The sequence below is a fragment of the Pollutimonas rozaliensis genome (genome assembly GCF_048751585.1).
Classification (GTDB): Bacteria; Pseudomonadota; Gammaproteobacteria; order Burkholderiales; family Burkholderiaceae_B.
On record NZ_JAZHOB010000089.1, the window covers coordinates 1 to 276 of the forward strand.

The window sequence follows — 276 nt, forward strand, 5'->3', positions numbered from 1 at the left end:
TGGCGCGAGGCCAGCAGCGCGGTGGCACAAAGGGTCAGGGCATTAGTGGCGGCCGCATCGTTAATCCGAGTCATCACTTTTTCAGCCAAGTCATTGACCACTGGGTTCATCCAAGCGGGTTTCTGCGGCTCGATCGGATTGATGTAATCATGCCAGTCCGGCACCTTGTCGTTTAGGTGTTGGTTCAGTGGAATAGGCTCGCCAAAGTTGACGTAACCCAGTCCGTAGTTACGCAGCTTGCGCACAATGCCTACCACTTGACCAAAGCTCTCTTTC

The 276-nt window shown here is 54.3% G+C and carries 1 protein-coding gene; it reads right to left on the reverse strand.

The genetic code is table 11. The features are described 5' to 3' along the window. Positions 1-276 (reverse strand): hypothetical protein (locus V0R37_RS22095; protein ID WP_420376557.1); only part of this gene is annotated, 276 nt, incomplete at both ends.